The 15414-nt window shown below is 63.7% G+C and carries 12 protein-coding genes; 4 read left to right on the top strand and 8 right to left on the bottom strand.

The genetic code is table 11. The features are described 5' to 3' along the window. Window positions 1–79 precede the first annotated feature (79 nt). Together ACF8FG_RS13985 and ACF8FG_RS13980 are read right to left on the bottom strand one after the other, a co-directional pair. Window positions 80–1387, bottom strand: coding sequence for a dicarboxylate/amino acid:cation symporter (locus tag ACF8FG_RS13985; RefSeq protein WP_026031899.1), 1308 nt, complete (start codon window positions 1385–1387; stop codon window positions 80–82). A 71-nt stretch (window positions 1388–1458) separates the two neighbouring features. Next, entirely contained in the window at window positions 1459–2538 is a 1080-nt protein-coding gene (locus ACF8FG_RS13980; protein WP_019437995.1) for a 4-oxalomesaconate tautomerase, read from the bottom strand. Window positions 2539–2684: 146 nt separating this feature from the next. Here ACF8FG_RS13980 and ACF8FG_RS13975 point away from each other — a divergent pair, with 146 nt between their 5' ends. Beyond that, entirely contained in the window at window positions 2685–3578 is an 894-nt protein-coding gene (locus tag ACF8FG_RS13975; RefSeq protein ID WP_003247268.1) for a LysR family transcriptional regulator, read from the top strand. A gap of 19 nt (window positions 3579–3597) precedes the next feature. On the opposite strand, the gene ACF8FG_RS13970 is transcribed toward ACF8FG_RS13975, so the two are convergent. After that, entirely contained in the window at window positions 3598–3894 is a 297-nt protein-coding gene (locus tag ACF8FG_RS13970) for a DUF3144 domain-containing protein (RefSeq protein WP_003247266.1), read from the bottom strand. A 396-nt stretch (window positions 3895–4290) separates the two neighbouring features. Here ACF8FG_RS13970 and mtlD point away from each other — a divergent pair, with 396 nt between their 5' ends. Further along, window positions 4291–6414 carry a bifunctional mannitol-1-phosphate dehydrogenase/phosphatase gene (gene mtlD, locus ACF8FG_RS13965; protein ID WP_392518897.1) on the top strand — a complete coding sequence of 708 codons (2124 nt, stop codon included), beginning with the start codon at window positions 4291–4293 and terminating at the stop codon, window positions 6412–6414. A gap of 79 nt (window positions 6415–6493) precedes the next feature. Here the strand turns inward: mtlD and ACF8FG_RS13960 are convergent, their stop codons facing one another. From ACF8FG_RS13960 to ACF8FG_RS13940, 5 genes are read right to left on the bottom strand one after another with little or no spacing between them, the layout of a single operon-like run. Continuing rightward, complete coding sequence (locus tag ACF8FG_RS13960) at window positions 6494–7678, bottom strand: acetyl-CoA C-acyltransferase (RefSeq protein ID WP_070384167.1); 1185 nt, start codon at window positions 7676–7678, stop codon at window positions 6494–6496. Next, a complete protein-coding gene (locus tag ACF8FG_RS13955; RefSeq protein ID WP_014591843.1) occupies window positions 7675–8127 on the bottom strand; it encodes a thioesterase family protein in 453 nt (150 codons plus the stop codon). The genes ACF8FG_RS13960 and ACF8FG_RS13955 overlap by 4 nt, the downstream gene beginning before the upstream one ends. Next, window positions 8127–9290, bottom strand: coding sequence for an iron-containing alcohol dehydrogenase (locus ACF8FG_RS13950; protein WP_392518894.1), 1164 nt, complete (start codon window positions 9288–9290; stop codon window positions 8127–8129). The genes ACF8FG_RS13955 and ACF8FG_RS13950 overlap by 1 nt, the downstream gene beginning before the upstream one ends. Window positions 9291–9323: 33 nt before the next feature. Next, complete coding sequence (locus tag ACF8FG_RS13945) at window positions 9324–11099, bottom strand: acyl-CoA dehydrogenase C-terminal domain-containing protein (protein ID WP_318082220.1); 1776 nt, start codon at window positions 11097–11099, stop codon at window positions 9324–9326. After that, entirely contained in the window at window positions 11096–12334 is a 1239-nt protein-coding gene (locus tag ACF8FG_RS13940) for a 3-hydroxyacyl-CoA dehydrogenase (RefSeq protein ID WP_014591846.1), read from the bottom strand. Before ACF8FG_RS13940 ends, ACF8FG_RS13945 begins: the two co-directional genes overlap by 4 nt. Before the next feature lie 84 nt (window positions 12335–12418). Between ACF8FG_RS13940 and ACF8FG_RS13935 the strand changes: the two genes are divergently transcribed. Both ACF8FG_RS13935 and ACF8FG_RS13930 read left to right on the top strand, forming a co-directional pair. Beyond that, window positions 12419–13342: a LysR family transcriptional regulator gene (locus tag ACF8FG_RS13935; protein WP_392518891.1), complete on the top strand. Its 924-nt coding sequence runs from the start codon at window positions 12419–12421 to the stop codon at window positions 13340–13342. A gap of 101 nt (window positions 13343–13443) precedes the next feature. After that, complete coding sequence (locus ACF8FG_RS13930) at window positions 13444–15405, top strand: alkyl/aryl-sulfatase (protein ID WP_014591848.1); 1962 nt, start codon at window positions 13444–13446, stop codon at window positions 15403–15405. The last annotated feature ends 9 nt before the right edge of the window (window positions 15406–15414 follow it).

Genomic DNA, 15414 nt, shown 5'->3' with positions numbered 1-15414 from the left:
CCTGCAGCGCAGACGGCCCCCTGACCCCCACCCGGCAACGCCTGGTGGGGGCCTGCAAAAAGTTTGAGGGTGTCGAGGCTCAGCCGTGGCGGTGTGGTTCGGCGACCCAGTCGGCTGTTTCAGCGACGGGGCTGACCACCGGCTCGCCATTCAGCCGGCTGTGCAGCGTCTGGCGGTCACAGGCGTTTTCGGACAACGAAACCACCACCGTCGCCACTGCGTTGCTGGCAAGACTCGTCAGCGCACGGGCTTCCGACATGAAGCGGTCGACCCCGATCAACAGGGCCAGGCCGGCCAAGGGAATGTCGTGGATCACGGTAAGGGTCGAGGCCAAGGCCACGAAACCGCTGCCGGTAACACCTGCCGCGCCCTTGGAGGACAGCAGCATGATTGCCAGCATGGTGACCACCTGGCCCAGGCTCAGGTCGATGTTGCAGGCCTGCGCGATGAACACTGCTGCCAACGACAGATAGATGGCAGTACCGTCCAGGTTGAACGAGTAGCCAGTGGGCAGCACCAGGCCAACCACGCCTTTCTTGCACCCAAGCTTCTCGAGTTTCTCGAGCATGCGCGGCAGCACCGGCTCGGTGGAGGACGTGCCGAGCACCACCAGGAACTCTTCGCGGAAATAGCGCAGCAACTTCCACAGGCTGAAGCCATGGGCGCGGCAGATGCCACCGAGCACCACCAGCACGAAGAAGGCGCAGGCGATGTACAACGTCCCCACCAGCTTGGCCAGCGCGCCAAGGGACGTAATGCCGTACTGGCCCACGGTGAATGCCAGTGCGCCGAAAGCGCCGACCGGGGCAAAGCGCATCAGGTAGCCGAAGATGCGGAACACCATGGTCGAGGCTGACTCCAGCACGTCCAGTACCGGCTTGCCCTTTTCGCCCATCGACGAGAGGGCGAAACCGCTGAGTACGGCGATGAACAGGACCGGCAAGACCTCACCCTTGTTGAAGGCACCGATGAAGGTGTCCGGGATGATGTGCATGAAGAAGTCCACCACGCTCAGCTTAGCAGCCGACGCGGTGTACTGGCTCAGGCCCGCCGTGCTCAGGGTGGCAGGATCGATGTTCATGCCGGCACCTGGCTTGAACAGATAGACCGCCGCCAGTCCGATCACCAGGCTCACCACCGTCAGCCCCAGGAACAGCAGCAAGGTCTTGCTCATCAAGCGGCCCAGGGAACGCTTGTCGGTCATGCCGGCGATGCCTGTGACGATGGTGCAGAACACCACCGGCGCGATCATCATCTTGATCAGCTTGATGAACGCATCACCCAGCGGCTTGAGGGCCACGGCCTGTTGCGCCCAGAAGTGTCCGACCACCACGCCCAGCAGAACGGCGCAGAGAATCTGGAAATACAGCGATTTGGCGAGTCTCATGGCATCACCCATTGTTGAAATTGTGCGGATGCGCTTGTTACGAATGTGCAGGTCTGGATCGGTGCCTGGAACTACCCGGCCAACCTGCGGAATGTAGGGGCGTAGACGAACCCTGAGAAGAGCCGCCGGGCGGTTCGCACCACCGAAGCCTGGATCGTCTGGCCGTCGGCAGCGCTACGCGTCAGCGCAACATCGATGCCGCCACTTGGGTGCTCCAAACGGACCTCGGCCAGTTGCTGCGCGCCTTCGCCCAACAGGTCGGCAATCACGGTGCCAGGGCTGACGCAGGCAGTCGCCAGCCCCACGGCTCCAGTGATCGCCAAGGCACGATGGCAGTTGTGCGGCATGAAATAGCGAACCTGCAGCGTGCCGTCGTAGCGCGGCTTGGACACCAGCACTGGCTTGGGGATGACCATGCCACTGACATCGCCCAGGCCCATGGCCTTTCCGGCCTTCAGCCGCAACGCTTCCAGGCGTTCGAGCAGCGCGCTGTCGGCGTCCAGCTGAGCCGGGGTTTCCGAGCCGCTGACCCCCAACTGGCTGGCCTCCACCACCATCATCGGCATGGCCATGTCGATGCAGGTCACCGGCACGCCATCAATCACGTCCTGGGCCTTGCCCGTGGGGAACAGCTTGCCGGTCTTGCTGCCGACCGCGTCGAGGAAGGTCAGGTGCACCGGGGCGGCAGTGCCCGGTACCCCATCAATCGCCGTGCGGCCTTCGTAGCGCACGATACCGCCGGGCGTTTCGACCAGCGAATTGACGAAGGTGCCGGTGTTGAGGTTGCGAATGCGCACCAAGGTCTTGCCTTCCTGGCCCTTTACCAACCCCTGTTCGATGGCGAACGGCCCCACCGCACACAGCATGTTGCCGCAGTTTGGGGCCGTATCGACCCGGCGCTGTGCGACCATCACCTGCACGAACAGGTAGTCGACGTCAGCGTCGGCATGCAATGACGGGCTAATGATCGCCACCTTGCTGGTCTGCGGGCTGCCGCCACCGATGCCGTCGATTTCCAGCTCATGGCCAGACCCCATCAGGTTGATCAGCAATTCGTCGCGCTCGACCACATTGGCAGGCAGGTCCCAGGCGTGGAAAAACGGCCCTTTGGAGGTACCGCCGCGCATGAGTACGCAAGGAATTCGTTGCATGATTTCGCACTCTTGTTGATCAATGGACATCATTGATGCTGTGAGCAAAAGAGTGACAGGGATGGATAAATCAATCCAATGCAAATATCGTAGCTATTATTGCGATTCAAACATCAATATAGCGCCAGGCCAGTCGAAGGTTTCTTATGGAATATGAGCTGCAAGACATCAGATCTTTCGTGAAAATCGCCGAACTTGGCAGTTTTCATGAGGCCGCCGAAGCGCTTCACCTGTCCCAGCCGGCCCTGAGCCGGCGGATCAAGAAACTGGAGGAAGGCCTGGGCACCTCGCTACTGGAACGCACCACTCGCCGGGTCAGCCTGACCAGCGTGGGCCGCGACTTCCTGCCCAAGGCCAGGCGCTTGCTGGATGATTTTGAAGACTCGATCCTCAGCATCCGCGAACTGGCCGAGCGCCAGACCGGTCAGGTTACCCTCGCCTGCATTCCTACCGCGGCGTTCTACTTCCTGCCGTCGGTGATCCGCGATTACAACGAGCAATACCCGAAAATCCGCATTCGCCTGCTGGACCTTAGCGCCAACGACGGGCTCGAGGCCGTGCTGCGTGGCGAGGCCGACTTCGGCATCAACATGATGAGCGGCCAGCACCCGGACATCGAGTTTGTCTCGCTGGTGCAGGAGCACTTTGTACTGGCCTGCCGGCGTGACCACCCACTGGCGAACCGCGCCTCCGTTACCTGGACAGAGCTGGCTGATTACCGCCTGATCGGCGTCGGCCGCCTGAGTGGCAACCGCATGCTGCTGGACCATGCGTTGTCCGGGCTCAACCTGCGGCCCAAATGGTTCTACGAAGTGCAACACCTGTCCACGTCACTGGGCATGGTCGAGGCCGGGCTGGGTGTGTCGGCCATGCCCAGCCTGGCCATGCCCAATGCCGACCACCCCACGCTGGTGAGCGTGCCGTTGATCGAGCCGCAAGTCACCCGCACGCTAGGGCTGGTGTACCGGCGCGGCGCATCGTTGTCGCCGGCTGCGGAGAAATTCGTTTCGATCCTGCTGCAGAAATGGCCAAATCGCTGAGGGAAACGGCGCGCCTGGCTTAGTCGTTCTTGCCCAGCATGTACTGGTCAAAATGCTCGATATGCTCATCGAGGTTGTCCTCGAGCATCATCCGGTACTGATCACAGAAGTACTTCAGAATCTCTTCCCGTGCCGCACCCAGCTCCGCGCCGCTCTTGAAGCTGCGGGCGCTCATCCAGGCGCTGAAGCGCGCGGCACCGAAGGTCAGCGAGGCGCTTACCTTGCCCAGGTCTTCGAACTTTTCGATCTGCTGGTTCGCCAGTTCGATGTGCGCATCGGCACGATCGTAAAAGGCCTGGTCGGTAGCTTGGGTCATTGGGGTTCACCTTGTTGCGCAATGCGAGCGGGAGGCCAAGCCTTGCATGTCGCGGCGCATACGTGCAAGGCTGAAAAAGGATCACCCATGACGAAAAGGAAGCAAAGTACCTCATGCTTGGAATCACACGTATCCATCGCTATTTGCGCCCACTGCCTGCGAAACCGACTGCAGCCAGTGGGCGTGACCTCAAGGCCAAACGCGCCACCCGCCTCGCCTCAACGGTTGCCAACCTCCTCTGCACGCCCCGCTCCGCCCCGCCTTACCTCTGTGTCACCCCTGACCGTCCCCCTGTCGAACGTGTGCCCCCGACCTGACTGCCTCTACTGCAGCTCTCACACCGTTCTCGCCTGTTGCAGGCGGGGTGCCTGACGCAACGACAAGGGGCAACAGCCAATGCTTTTCTTTCACGGTAAACACATTTTCAGCGCCATCTTCGATATGGATGGCACCCTCTTCGACACCGAGCGCCTGCGCTTCAAGACACTCAAGCAAGCGTCTCTGGAAATCTTCGGCAAAGCGCTGAGCGAGCAGACCCTGATTGGCTCGCTGGGCCTGAGCGCAAAAAAGGCCGAAGCCCTCGCCAAGGCGCATAACGGCGAAGACTTCCCGTACGCCGAAATCCGCCAACGCGCGGATGAACTTGAACTGGCGTACGTGCGCAATCACGGCGTACCGATCAAGGCCGGCCTGCTGGAGGTGCTGGAGCGCTTGCGCAAATCAGGCCTGACCATGGCAGTGGCCACCTCCAGCCGCCGTGCCATCGCCGAGGAATACCTGATCAACGCCAACGTGCTGAAGTACTTCGACATCACCGTTTGTGGCGATGAAGTCAGCCAAGGCAAACCCCACCCCGAGATTTTCCTGAAAGCCGCCCGCGCGCTCAATTGCGAGCCAGGCCAGTGCTTCATGGTCGAGGACTCGGAAAACGGCATGCTGTCGGCGATGCGCGCCGAAGGGCAGGCGATCCTGATCGAGGACATCAAGCCGCCTGCGCCGGAAATCAAGGCGGGTGCGCTCAAAGCCTACCGCAGCATGCATGAGTTTCTCGCCGACCTGAGCGAGTGCGTACCCGACCTGGGCATGCCTGCATTGAGTGAGCCGTTCCCGGCCTCGATGAACCAGTTCAGCGTGGGCATTCATGGTTTCGGCGCCATCGGCGGCGGTTACCTGACACAGGTATTTTCCCATTGGGACGGCTACACCCGACCGCGTGAAATCATTGCCGCAACCCGCTCGCGCATGCTGCGCGAAAGCGTCAGCGCTTTCGGCCGCTACAGCGTGCGCTACGGCGCCACGTCGTTCGACCAGACCATCGACAACGTGCGCATGATCGACATGGACGATGACGACGCGGTCATCGGCATGTACACCACTGCCGAAATCATCGGCCTGAGCTTGCCCGAGCAGGCCATCAGAAGCCAGGCCAGGGTGATCGCCCAAGGCCTGCTGCAACGCTTCGAGCGCCGAGGCCGCGAGCTGACCCTGCTGATCGTGTTGAACAAGGTTGGCGGTGCGGCGTTCGTACGGCGTCATGTGCAAGCCGAGTTGGCGTTGCTGTGCCCGCCTGCGATCAGCGAGCAGGTTTTGCAGAAGACCCATTTCGCCGAAACGGTGGTCAGCCGCATCGTGTCCAAACTGGGCAATGATGCGCTGGTACGGCAGCTGCGCATCAAGTCGCAGATGTTCCAGAACAGCCTGGAAGACGAGCCTGCAAGCACCCGCAAACCTTCAGCGCCGCTACCAGAGTACGAACGGCTGATCGGCCACTTCAGGCCCTTTGCACAGCCCAGCAGCGCCATGAGCCAGCTGCATCTGGTGCTGTTCAACAGCGAAGCTGACATGCCGCTTTACGCCGAACGCGGCAGCGATCTGCTCGAACGCCTGCGCCAGGTTAAGACAGTGCCAGACATCGCCCAGATCCAGATCATCAAGAACCGCCTGTGGAACGGCCCGCACGCCATCGTGGCCTGGTACGCCAGCCTGCTGGGCCATGCCTGGGTCGGCCAGGGCATGGGCGATGCGCGGGTGAGTGAACTGGCCGAGCGCCTGATTCGCCAGGAGGTCGCGCCCGCACTGGTGGCCGAATACCCACAGATGGCCGAGGTGGTCAGCCGCTTTGCCGAGGCATTCCTCGAGCGCTGCAAAACCTCGTTCAAAGACCCTTGCGCCCGGGTAGGCCGCGACCCCTTGCGCAAGCTGCAACGCAACGAACGCATCCTCAGTAGCATCGACCTTGCCCGCAAGCACGGTATTGCAACCCCAGCCCTGGCGTTTGGGGCGGGCCTCGCCATTCACCACGCCCTGAACTGCAGCGACAGCAAGGACATGGAAAGCCAGGCAATCAGGCAGGTTTACCGCGATAACCAGGCAAGCGTCGAAGCCGTGCTCACCCATGCCGACAAACCTTTCCCCGGGTTGTGCCCCGTCAAGGACGCGGAACTGATCGCTGCCATCCGTGAAGGCTTCCGCCAATTGCCGCAGCCGGCTTCGCGCCACGCGGTTGCTGTAGGCTCATAACCAGCCCTGGCCGGGACACAGTGGGCGCGGGTTGCGCCTGCGTCCCGGTCAGCGCCATGGGCTGGCCCCGGGTATCGGCCTAAAGCACTTCGAACAAGCCTGCCGCGCCCATGCCGCCGCCCACGCACATCGTCACGACCACGTACTTCACCTGACGCCGCTTGCCCTCCAGCAGCGCATGCCCGACCATCCGCGCGCCGCTCATGCCATAGGGGTGGCCGATAGCAATGGCGCCGCCATTGACGTTCAGTTTCGCCGGGTCGATCTGCAACTGCTGGGCGCAATACAGCACCTGGCAGGCAAACGCCTCGTTCAGCTCCCATAGCCCGATATCGTCTACCGTCAGGCCCTGCTGGCGCAGTAGCTTGGGCACAGCCAATACCGGGCCGATGCCCATTTCCTCGGGTGCAAGGCCAGCCACGGCGATACCGCGGTAAAGCCCCAGGGCTGCGATGCCCGAGCGCGCCGCCAGCGCGCCCTCCATCAGCACGCAGGCACTGGCGCCATCGGACAACTGACTGGCATTGCCGGCCGTGACACAACCGCCTTCGACCACGGGCTTGAGCCCCTGCAGATCGGCCAGGGTCGTTGCCGGCCGGTTCCCTTCGTCCTGGGTCAGGCGCACCTCTTCATGGCTGACAACACCTGTCAGCTTGTCCACCACCTTCTTGCGTGCGATGACCGGCACGATTTCAGCGGCGAACAGCCCTGCTGCCTGCGCCGCCGCCGTGCGCTGCTGAGACTGCAGGGCGTAGACATCCTGTGCTTCGCGGCTTATGCCATAACGCCGGGCCACCCGTTCGGCCGTTTGCAGCATCGGCATGTAGGCGTGCTCGCTCATGCGTAACACCGCGGGGTCGTAAGCCTCACTGGCCAGCTGGTTGTGCACCTGCTGCACCAGGCTGATCTGCTCCTGACCTGCGCCAATGGTCACCTGCATGCCATCAACCATGATCTGCTTCGCCGCCGTGGCAATGGCCATCAGGCCTGAAGCACACTGGCGGTCGACGGTTTGACCGCTGACCGATTGGGGCAGGCCGGCGGCCAGCGCCGACAGCCGACCCGGGTTGATCGCGGCAGTGCCGCTCTGCATGGCAGTCCCCAGCACCAGGTCATCGACCTGCGCCGGTTCGATACCGGCCCGCTCTACAGCGGCGCGTATAGCGACAGCCGTCATGCTGGGGGTTTTCAGGTCGTTGAAGGCGCCACGCATGGCTTTGCCGATAGGTGTGCGAGCAGTGGCGACGATCACGGCGTCTTTCATGATGGCTGTTCCTCAGGGGATAGGGGCTGCAGTTCGCTCAACACGCGCCGCAGGCAGTCAGGTACCGGCACCGGGCGCCGCCCTTCGCGGTCGACGAATACATGGACGAAGCGGCCGGTGGCGCAGGCCAATGGCTGACCGGCAAGGAACACGGCCAACTGATAGTGCACCGAGGTGTTACCCAACCGGCTCACCACAAGGCCCACTTCGATGTCATGCGGAAAGGCCACCGGCGCCTGGTAGTCGCAGGCGGAGCTGACCACCAGCGCGATCACCCTCCCCTGGTCGATATCCAACCCGCCCTCCCGCACCAGCAGGCGGTTCACGGCGCTGTCGAAAAAGCTGTAATAGACCACGTTGTTCACGTGGCCATAGACATCGTTGTCGTGCCACCGCGTGGTGATGGGCGTGTAGTGCCGATAGTGTTCACGTTGCCGGTAAGGGCTCATCAGTAGGCCGCCTCGTAGATGGCCAGCGCATCGGCCTGGGTGACTTCACGCGGGTTATTGACCAAAAGGCGCTGCTGTTGCATCGCGTCTTCGGCCAGCTGGCCAAGCCGATGACGCGGTACATCGGCGTCGCGCAGGCGGTCAGGTAACCCGCAGCGGCTGCTCAGCGCGGCCAGCTCGGCCACGAATTGTTCTGCCTGCTGGCGTTGATCGCCGGGCTGCAAACGGGCCCCCAGCAGCGGCACGGCAAGTTCAGCGTAGTCCACTGCCGCCACCGGGAGGTTGAAGCGCAGCACGTGCGGCAACACCAGCGCGTTGGCCAGGCCATGGGGAATATGAAAATGTCCACCCAGCGGATAGGCCAAGGCATGCACCGCCGCCACCGGTGCATTGGCAAAGGCCTGGCCGGCCAGGCAAGCCCCCAGCAGCATGGCCTGGCGGGCCTGCAGGTTGCCGCCGTTGTGCACAGCCTGGTCAAGGTTATCCGCCAGCAGCCGCAGCGCCTCACGGGCCAGCAGGCTGGACAGCGGGTTACGTTTGAGGCGGCTGGTATAGGCTTCGATGGCATGCACCATGGCGTCGATACCGGTAGCAGCAGTCACCGCCGATGGCAGGCCGAGGGTACAGACGGCGTCGAGCACTGCCAGGTCTGGCAACAGCAGCGGCGAAACAATGCCCATTTTGGTGGTGGCGCCGGTGGTGACGATGGCGATCGGCGTCACCTCCGAACCGGTACCTGCCGTGGTGGGCACCTGGATCAACGGCAGCCGGCGGCCCTTGGCCCTGTCGATGCCGTAAAGCTCGGCGATGGGCTGCGAACAATCGCGGTGGGCCAGCAGCGCAACCAGCTTGGCCACATCCATCGAGCTGCCGCCGCCGAACCCCACCACCAGGTCGGCGCCGATATGCCGGGCGCGCTGGGCGGCAGCCAGCACGCATGCCTCGCTAGGGTCGGCCGTAACCTCACTGAAGATCGCCACACCGACCTTGGCTGCCGTGAACCCCGGCAGCAGGTCATCAAGCATGCCAAGGCGGGCGATACCCAGGTCACTGACAATCAAAACACGCTTGGCACCGCGCTCACGGCACAGACCTGCAAGGCGCTGCACCGCGCCGGGTTCGCAGAGGATCTGCGCAGTGGTGGCAAAGCTGAAAGGCTGCATCGCACTCTCCTTGTTCGTATGGTTTGCCGTGCGCTAGAACGCGAAATCGCTCGCCGGTAACGCCATCAGGCAATCCGCGCCACCCAGCAGGGCCTCGCGGTGAGCAGTGGCGCGGGGCAGGAGCCGCCGCCAGTAGAACGTTGCGGCGTCAAGCTTGGCCCTGTAGAAGGCTGTTTCCGCGCTGCCGGCGGCAAGCGTTGCTTGAGCGCGCACAGCCGCTTGCAACCACATCGCCGCCAACAGCACGTAGGCCGAGTAGGCAAGAAAATCAACCGACACTGCCCCTGACTCCTGGGGGTCGCGTTGACAGGCCTCGACCACATGGGCGGCCAAGACGCGCCATTCCTCCAAACGTTGCCCCACGGCCGTCGCCATGGCCTGCAGGCCGTCGAGCGCACTAGCAGCCCCGACGTGCAGCGCCATTTCGTCGATCAGCATATTGAGCTCGGCCCCGCCGTCCCCCAGTACCTTGCGGCGTATCAGGTCGAGGGCCTGTATGCCGTTGGTGCCTTCATAAAGCTGGGTGATGCGGCTATCGCGCATCAACTGCTCCATCCCCCACTCGCGGATGTAGCCGTGACCGCCGTACACCTGCACCCCAAGACTGGCGACTTCCTGACCGACGTCGGTGAAGAACGCCTTGACGATAGGGATCAGCAACGCCGCCCGCCGAGCTGCCGCCTGGCGCGCCGGTGCACTTTTCGCAGCATGCTCCAGGTCCAGTTGCCGAGCGGTGTAGATGCCCAGCATGCGACAGCCCTCGGTAAGGGTCTTCTGGGTCAGCAGCATGCGCCGCACGTCTGGATGGACGATAATCGGATCGGCAGGCTTTTCCGCTGCCACCGGCCCGGCAAGCGAGCGCGACTGCAGACGCTCCCGGGCATAGGCCAGCCCTCCCTGAAAAGCGGCCTCGGCAATACCGAGCCCCTGCAGGCCGACCTGGAAGCGGGCATCGTTCATCATGGTGAACATGCAGGCCAGCCCCTGGTTGGCCTCCCCCACCAGCCAGCCCTGGGCACCGTCGAAGTTCATCACGCAGGTCGAGGCCCCCTTGATGCCCATCTTGTGCTCCAGCGCCCCACAGCCCAGCGCATTGCGCTCGCCACCGGGCAGCAGCTTGGGCACCAGGAACAGGCTGATGCCTCTCACACCGGCCGGCGCATCAGGCAGGCGCGCGAGTACCAGATGAACGATGTTGTCGGTCAGGTCCTGCTCGCCACCACTGATGAATATCTTGCTGCCGGTAACGCGGTAGCTGCCGTCCGCTTCCGGCTGGGCGCGGGTACGCAGCAACGCCAGGTCGGTGCCGGCCTGCGGCTCGGTCAGGCACATGGTGCCGGCCCACTCGCCACTGACCATCCGGCTCAGGTAAGCCTGCTTGAGTGCCTCGCTGCCATGGCGATGCAACGCCAGGACCGCGCCCTCGGTCAGGCCGGAGTAGATGCGGAACGACAACGACGCCGCCATCAGCATTTCATGGAAGCTGGCCGATGCCATCTGCGGCAGACCCTGGCCACCATAGGCCTGCGGCCCGGTCATACTGGCCCAGCCATGTTCGACGTATTGCCGATAGGCGTCCCGCATGCCGTCCGGGGTGGTGACCTCGCCGCCCACCCACTGGCAGCCCTGTTCGTCACTGTTGCGATTGAGTGGTGCGATGATTTGGCCAGTGAAACGTGCGGCCTCTTCAAGGATGCCGTCGAGGGTGTCGCGGTCCAGTTCGATACCTAGTTGCTGGCAATGTCCGCTCAGGTCGAACAGTTCATGCAGCACGAAACGCATGTCGCGAAGGGGCGCCTGGTAGTTCATGCCTGAACCTCCCCACGCGGTTCGAAACGCTTGCCACCGGCCACGAGTGAGTAGAGCAGCCCTGCCGGGCGCCAATGCTCGCCAAGCACGCCCTGCAGGTATTCCAGCCGGGCCAGGATAAACGGCGCCCCCTGCTCGTCAGCCCAGCGCATGGGCCCGCCAGTGGCAGCCGGAAAGCCATAGCCGTGGAGCCAGACTTGGTCGATGTCGCCGCTGCTGGCGGCGATACCTTCCTGGAGAACCTTCGCCCCTTCGTTGACCAGTGCCAGCAGGCAGCGCTCAAGGATTTCCTCGGCACTGATGCCCCGGCGTCGGTAGCCAAGGTTCTGGGACACCTGCAGCACCAGGGCGTCGACCTGCGGGTCATGCTCGGCCTGTCGGCTGCCGGGCGCATAGCGGTAGTAGCCTTGCCCGGTCTTCTGCCCGAGACGACCGAGCTCGCACAGCGCGTTATCGACCTGCACCAGCGGGTCGTGCATGCCTTGCCCGGCCAACTGCCGGGCGCGCCACTCCAGGTCGATGCCCACCACGTCGTACATGCGGAACGGCCCCATGGCGAAGCCGAACTGCTGCAGCACCGCATCCACCTGATGAGGCAAAGCACCTTCAAGCAGTAACTTGCGCGCTTCGCCCACATAGCTGCGCAACATGCGATTGCCAATGAACCCTGGGCAGTTGCCTGCCACTATCGCCACCTTGCCCATGCGCTCGCCCAGCGCTTTGGCGACGTCGAGCACCTTCGGACCGGTGTGCGTCCCCCGCACGATTTCGAGCAGCTTCATGACATGCGCAGGGCTGAAAAAATGCAGCCCCAGGACCTGGGACGGCCGCTGGGTGACGGCGGCAATCGCGTCGATGTCCAGCGCCGAGGTGTTGCTGGCCAGGATCGCACGGGGCTTGAGGTGTGCATCCAGTGCACGGAAGATTTCCTGCTTGAGCGCCAGGTTTTCATACACCGCTTCAATCACCAGGTCGGCCTCCGCCAACGCCGGATAGCCGTCCACTGCCTGCACACGCGCCAGGCAGGCTTCGGCCTGGGCCGGGGTGATGCGCTGCTTGTCCACCTGCTGGGCCCAGGCTTGGCTGACCATGCCCAGCCCGGCTTCGAGCGCTGCCGCGTTGCAGTCCAGCCACAGCACCGACAGCCCGGCGTTGGCCAGGCTGATGACGATGCCGCGGCCCATGGTGCCTGCACCTATCACAGCCACCTGATTGATCGGGAAGGGAGTATTCACGCGCAACGCTCCTGCTTTCTTGTAGGTATGAGGACTGTGATCACCCTAAGCAGGCCGAAGGTATTTTTGAAATTTCCATTTCGTATGCCATATATTTTCAGCATGAATATTTCGAACTTCGACCTGAACCTGCTGCGCGTCTTCGACATGTTGCTGCGTGAACAGAACGTATCGCGGGCAGCCGAGCGTCTGGCCCTCACCCAGCCGACCGTGAGCAATGCCCTGGCGCGCCTGCGTGACCAGCTGGGCGACCCGCTGCTGGTCCGCGTGGGCCGGCGCATGCGCCCGACGCCACGGGCCTTGGCACTGGAGGGGCCGATACGTGCGGCGTTACAGCAGATCGAGCAGACGCTGGGCACCGGCGATGGCTTCGAGCCTCAGCGCAGCCACCGCCAGTTGCGCATCGCCCTCACCGATTTCGTCGAACAGCTGTGCATGCCGCCACTCCTGGCGCGGCTGGAGCTACTGGCACCCAACGTGCGCATCGACGTGGTGCACCTGGCCCCCAACCTGCCGGCCGAGGCGCTGGACCGGGGCGACCTCGACCTGGTACTGGGCCGTTTCGACGAGGTGCCGGCGCGCTTCACCCGCCACCCCTGGCGCCGTGAAACCCTGCAGATCGCGCTGCGCCAGCAGCACCAGCACCTGGCGCCAGGCCAGGCACTGGACCTCGACACGTTCCTGGGCTTGCGGCACATCTGGGTGCACGGCGGCCAGACCCGGGGCATGGTCGACCAGTGGCTGGCCGAGCAAGGCCTGACCCGGCAAATCGCCTATACCACGCCCAACTACCTGCAGGCCGCCCATCTGGCCGCAGCCACCGACATGTGTGTGGTGCTGCCGCGGCAACTGGCCCAGCAGTTTGCGCACCTGCTGCCTTTGGCGGTGCACGAACTGCCTTTTGCCCTGGAGCCTTTCGAGCTGGAACTGGTGCACCTGAGCCACCGTCAGCACGACCCCGCCCTGGCCTGGCTGGTCGAACAGATCCTCACGCTGCCCCCCGCCTGAAGCCATCAGGAAACGCGATAGCGGCCATGCCGCTCTGGTATTGGCTGGTGCGCAAGCCCCTCCCCTAGAGTGTTCTGCCCCAATAACAACAAGGACATCCCATGCGCTTTTCACTGTCGATGCTGGCGCTTGCCCTGCTGGCCCCACTTCCGAGCCTGGCCGCAACAGCGGCCAAGGATGCCACCCCGGCCACCCAGGCCAGCAACCAGCAGTGGCTACAACGGTTACCGTTCGAGGATCGCGTCGATTACGAAACAGCCCGGCGTGGGCTGGTCGAGCGGTTCGACGGGCCAGTCGCGACAGCCGATGGCAAGACCGTGTGGAACCTGGCCCAGTATGCTTTTCTGGAACCGGCGCAGTCCCCTGCCACGGTAAACCCGAGCTTGTGGCGTATCGCTCAGTTGAACAACATCGCCGGGCTGTTCAAGGTCACCGAGGGCATCTACCAGCTTCGCGGCCTGGACCTGGCCAACATGACCATCGTCGAGGGGCAGGACGGGCTGATTGTGATCGACCCGCTGCTTGCCGTGGAGACCGCCAAGGCGGGCCTCGAACTTTACTTCAAGCACCGTCCGCGCAAGCCGGTGACCACGGTGATCTACACCCACCCGCACGTCGACCATTTCGGCGGCGTGCGCGGGGTGATCAACGAGGCGGACGTCAAGGCTGGCAAAGTCCAGGTCATTGCACCCGAGGGGTTCTTCGAACATGCCATCGGTGAAAACGTGCTGGCCGGACCGGCCATGAAACGCCGCGCCCAGTACATGTACGGCGCCCCCCTGCCCCGTGGGCCGCGAGGCCAGGTGGATGCCGGACTGGGCAAGGGCGTGCCGGCCAATGCCACCGTCAGCCTCATCGCGCCCACGCTCGAAATCAGCCAACCGCTGCAACGCATGACCCTGAGCGGCGTGGAGGTGGAATTCCAGCTGACTCCGGGCACCGAGGCGCCGGCAGAAATGAACATCTATTTCCCGGCGCTCCGGGCACTGTGCATGGCCGAGAACGCCACCCACGTGCAACACAACGTACTGACGCTGCGCGGGGCACTGGTGCGCGATCCGAAAGTCTGGGCTCATTACCTGGACCAGTCGCTGGTGCGCTACGGCAACCAGGCCGAGGTGGTGTTCGCCCAGCATCACTGGCCCACTTGGGGCGGTGCGGCCATCCGCGACTACCTGGCTGACCAGCGCGATATGTATGCCTTCATCGACAGCCAGACCCTGCGCCTGATCAATCAGGGCCAGACACCCATGGAAATTGCCCAGACCCTGGCCAGCCTGCCGCCGCGCCTGGCAAGCAAATGGTACAGCCGCGACTACTACGGTTCGCTCAGCCATAACGTCAGGGCCGTCTATCAACGCTACATGGGGTTCTACGACGGCAACCCGGCCAACCTCGACCCATTGCCACCGCAAGCGGCCGGCAAGCGTTACGTGGCGGCCATGGGGGGGGCCGATCAGGTGCTGACCCAGGCCCGCCAGGCCTTCGCCGAGGGCGACTATCGCTGGGTGGCGCAGTTGGTCAACCACCTGGTATTCGCCGAGCCAGACAACACAGAGGCCCGCGCACTGCAGGCCGACGCGCTGGAGCAACTGGGTTACCAGAGCGAGAACGCCACCTGGCGCAATGCCTACCTCAGTGGCGCGCAGGAGTTGCGCTCAGGCGTTGCCGCCGGTGCGGGTAACGGTGGCAACGCCGATGACATGGTACGGGCCCTGACGCCCAGCCTGTTTTTCGACTACCTGGGCGTGCGGGTGAATGCCTACAAGGCTGCCGACAGCGACCTGACCGTAAACTGGCGTTTTTCCGACCTGGGCGAAGATTACGCCCTCACCCTGCGCAACGGCGTCCTCACCCACCGCGACCTGGCGCGCCACGCCAAGGCCGATGTAGAGGTCATCATGCGCAAACAGACGCTGGACAGCATTGCCTTGAAGCAGACAGGCTTTCTCAAGGAAGCCACAGCAGGGGCAATCGACATCAAAGGCGAGCGGGTGAAGTTCCTGCAATTCATGGGAGGGCTGGAAGAGGCTGATTCGCGCTTCAATATCGTCACGCCCTGAGCGGCGGCG

The organism is Pseudomonas sp. YQ_6, assembly GCF_043103245.1.
Taxonomy (GTDB): Bacteria; Pseudomonadota; Gammaproteobacteria; order Pseudomonadales; family Pseudomonadaceae; genus Aquipseudomonas; species Aquipseudomonas alloputida.
The sequence above is the reverse complement of the archived record's forward strand: the minus strand, read 5'-3'. Positions and strand labels throughout refer to the sequence as shown.